Source organism: Saccharopolyspora sp. NPDC002686 (assembly GCF_040295745.1).
Lineage (GTDB): Bacteria > Actinomycetota > Actinomycetes > Mycobacteriales > Pseudonocardiaceae > Saccharopolyspora > Saccharopolyspora oryzae.
Map to the genome: position 1 here is coordinate 1 of NZ_JBEOVY010000530.1, position 3,536 is coordinate 3,536.

Annotated in this window: 4 protein-coding genes; 1 reads left to right on the top strand and 3 read right to left on the bottom strand. The window is 69.1% G+C overall.

The features are described from left to right. Position 1: 1 nt before the first annotated feature. The 3 genes from ABTZ89_RS37000 to miaB form a co-directional block, all read right to left on the bottom strand. On the bottom strand, positions 2 to 721 hold the full coding sequence (locus ABTZ89_RS37000; RefSeq protein WP_351053765.1) for a tyrosine-protein phosphatase: 720 nt from the start codon (positions 719 to 721) through the stop codon (positions 2 to 4). A 109-nt stretch (positions 722 to 830) separates the two neighbouring features. Further along, positions 831 to 1,295: an Rv2732c family membrane protein gene (locus ABTZ89_RS37005; RefSeq protein WP_270948024.1), complete on the bottom strand. Its 465-nt coding sequence runs from the start codon at positions 1,293 to 1,295 to the stop codon at positions 831 to 833. Further along, complete coding sequence (gene miaB / locus ABTZ89_RS37010; protein WP_270948025.1) at positions 1,292 to 2,791, bottom strand: tRNA (N6-isopentenyl adenosine(37)-C2)-methylthiotransferase MiaB; 1,500 nt, start codon at positions 2,789 to 2,791, stop codon at positions 1,292 to 1,294. The genes ABTZ89_RS37005 and miaB overlap by 4 nt, the downstream gene beginning before the upstream one ends. A 219-nt stretch (positions 2,792 to 3,010) precedes the next feature. Here miaB and ABTZ89_RS37015 point away from each other — a divergent pair. Next, positions 3,011 to 3,536 (top strand): amino acid ABC transporter ATP-binding protein (locus ABTZ89_RS37015; protein ID WP_351053770.1); only part of this gene is annotated, 526 nt, incomplete at its 3' end.

The window sequence follows — 3,536 nt, forward strand, 5'->3', positions numbered from 1 at the left end:
GTCATGCGGACGGCGCGAGCAGCCTCTCCTCCAGAGCCGCCAGGTCCGCGTCGGTGCAGCCGCCAGCGCGCAGGTGGGCCTCGGCGTCGAAGCCGTCGAGCGCTGCGCGCACCACTTCGCGCTTGGTGGTGCCGCGTTCGGCGAGTACCTCGTTGATCACCGGCTCCTGGTCCGGTCGACCGAGCCGCTCGAACATCGTCCGCAACCGCTCGTCGCTGAGGGCGTGGTCGGCGACGATCTCGTCGGGCGCCACCCCGGCGAAGGCCAGCAGCACCAGCGAGATGATCCCGGTCCGGTCGCGACCAGCGGAGCAGTGCACGATCACGCCGCCCGGTTCGGCGTGCGCGATGGACTTGACGACCTCCGCGGTGCGCTCCGGGAACCGGTCCAGGAACGGCCGGAAGTACAGCGGGGTGCCGTGCAGCCCGTTGCCCCAGCAGTCCCAGAACTCGGTGTCGTGCACCGGGTCCAGCGGGATCTTGAGGCTGGTCAGACCGGCCGGTCGCGGCGCGAGGTCAGCTCGCTCCTCGCCCTCGCTAGTCAGGTCGACGACGGTGCGGACCCCGTGCTCCCACACCTGCGTCCAGCCCTTCTCCGTCAGGAACGACAAACCCGCCGAGCGCACGACCGCGCCCCGACGCACCTGCTGCCCGTCCCCTGCGGGCAGGCCGCCCAGGTCGCGGACGTTGTAGCCGCCGTCCCAGTGAAGATCTCTCGACATGCCCGTGGGACGTCCGGAGCACCGGGCCGGTTGGCGCGCTCACCCGATCAGCCGAAAAGCGAAGGGCACCTCCGACCAGCGGTCGAAGGTGCCCCGGCACCGAGGAAGTTCAGTCCTCGTCGCGCGTCCAGATGGTCTTGATCCACTGGACCGCCAGGACGGCCATGCAGATCACCGCGAGGATCAGGCCGATCGACGGGCCGTGCTGGCCGCTGGTCTGGCGGGACCAGATCGCGATCACGCCTTCGAAGGTCACCACCGCTCCGGCCAGGCCCGCCGCGAAGGCGAACACCCAGCGGCGGGTGATCAGCGCCAGCGCGCCGAAGCCCAGGCCGACGACCGTGGAGTTGACCGCGAACAGCCACGGCAGCAGACCGATCTTGAGCTCGGGGGACGCCTGGCCGGTCAGCACCTGCCAGCCCGCGGCGTCACCGGCCCACGGCAGCAGCGAGGAGAGCACCAGCATCAGCATCACCGAGGCGATCAGCACCGCTCGGGCGCCCGGGTCAATGGGGCGCAGCAGGTCTCGGCCGATCTTGGCGTTGCTCATCGTCACGTCCTGAACTCGGCTCAACACGCACATCCCTGTTCCGCGGCCGGTTTCGCGGCCGGTGCTCCGAAGGAGGGCAGGCCGAGCGTGACGCCCGAGGTCTTCGGCCGCACGCCCTCCTCCCAGTGGTCACCGGCCCTGGTCCGCCGGTGCGCGCTGATGTCGGTGTCGGCGACCAGGTGGTGCGGGGCGGCGCGGGTGATGGTGGTGTGCACGACGTCGCCGGGCCGGATCTCGCGGTCGACGGCACCGGTCGGCGTGAAGTGCACCAGCCGCCCGTCGCGGGCGCGGCCGGACAGCCGGTGGGTCTCCGCGTCCTTGCGGCCCTCGCCCTCGGCGACCAGCAGCTCCACCGGACGACCGACGAGCTTCTTGTTCTCCTCCCAGGAGATCTCGTTCTGCAGCTCGACCAGCCGGTCGTAGCGCTGCTGGACGACTTCCTTGGGCAGCTGGTCGGGCAGGTCCGCCGCGGGCGTGCCGGGTCGCTTGGAGTACTGGAAGGTGAACGCGCTGGAGAACCGCGCCTGCCGGACGACCTCCATGGTCCCCTCGAAGTCCTCCTCGGTCTCCCCCGGGAAGCCGACGATGATGTCGGTGGTGATCGCCGCGTCCGGCATCGCCTCGCGCACGTTGCGCAGGATGTTCAGGTACCGCTCGGAGCGGTAGGAGCGGCGCATCGCCTTGAGGATCCGGTCGGAGCCGGACTGCAGCGGCATGTGCAGCTGCGGGCACACGTTCGGCGTCTCGGCCATCGCCTCGATCACGTCGTCGGTGAAGTCGCGCGGGTGCGGCGAGGTGAAGCGAACCCGCTCCAGGCCCTCGATCTCCCCGCAGGAGCGCAGCAGCTTGCTGAACGCGAAGCGGTCGCCGAACTCGACGCCGTAGGCGTTGACGTTCTGCCCGAGCAGCGTCACCTCGAGCACGCCCTCGGACACCAGCGCCTGCACTTCGGCGAGGATCTCGCCGGGACGGCGGTCCTTCTCCTTGCCGCGCAGCGCGGGCACGATGCAGAACGTGCACGTGTTGTTGCAGCCGACCGAGACCGACACCCAGCCGGCGTAGGCCGATTCGCGGCGCGCGGGCAGCGTCGACGGGAAGACGTCGAGCGCCTCGAGGATCTCGACCTCGGCCTCTCCGTTGTGCCGGGCGCGCTCCAGCAGCGTCGGCAGCGAACCGAGGTTGTGGGTGCCGAAGACGACGTCCACCCACGGGGCGCGCTTCACGATCGTGTCGCGGTCCTTCTGCGCCAGGCAGCCGCCCACCGCGATCTGCATGTTCGGGTTGCGGTCCTTGGCGGGGCGCATGTGACCGAGCGTGCCGTAGAGGCGGTTGTCCGCGTTCTCCCGCACCGCGCAGGTGTTGAACACGACCACGTCGGCGTCGCCCGAACCGGCGCGCTCGTACCCGGCGTCCTCCAACATGCCCGCGAGCCGCTCCGAATCGTGCACGTTCATCTGGCAGCCGAAGGTGCGGATCTCGTACGTCCTCGTGCTCACCGTTCCACGGTAGCGCCTGGTCATGTCGTGGATTCACCCGCCCGGCGCCCAGGTCGATCGCGGTTCGGCTACTGAGCGTTAGTGATCACCCACGAAAAGCGACTGCGGAGCGTAACCTACTTGCAACCTGTCAAGGCACCTTCCATCTGGACTATCCCCCCGAAGGGGCTTAAGTTTCGGCCAACGAAACCCATTCTGATGCGTTCAGGAGTTTGAATGACCGCAGCTTCCACGGACGTGCCGATGATCCGGATGTCCGCGGTCGACAAGTACTTCGGTTCCTTGCACGTGCTGCGGGAGATCGACCTGGAAGTCCCCCGCGGGCAGGTCGTGGTGGTCCTCGGGCCGTCCGGGTCGGGCAAGTCGACGTTGTGCCGCGCGATCAACCGGCTGGAGCCGATCAACTCCGGCGGCATCGAGATCGACGGTGTTGCGCTGCCCTCCGAGGGCCGAGCGCTGGCCGAGCTGCGGGCCGACGTCGGCATGGTGTTCCAGCAGTTCAACCTCTTCGCGCACAAGACGATCCTGGAGAACGTCACGCTCGGGCCGATCAAGGTCCGCAAGCAGAGCAAGGACGAGGCCAGGGAGACCGCGCTGCAGCTGCTGGAACGGGTCGGCATCGCGAACCAGGCCGACAAGTACCCGGCGCAGCTCTCCGGCGGTCAGCAGCAGCGCGTGGCGATCGCCCGGGCGCTGGCGATGAAGCCGAAGGTGATGCTCTTCGACGAGCCTACCTCCGCGCTGGACCCGGAGATGGTCAACGAGGTGC

What these genes read in the sequence shown, in the direction of transcription:
- ABTZ89_RS37000 (WP_351053765.1), bottom strand. Translation starts at nt 721, where the DNA reads ATGTCGAGAGATCTTCACTGGGACGGCGGCTACAACGTCCGCGACCTG.
- miaB (WP_270948025.1), bottom strand. Translation starts at nt 2,791, where the DNA reads ATGACCAGGCGCTACCGTGGAACGGTGAGCACGAGGACGTACGAGATC.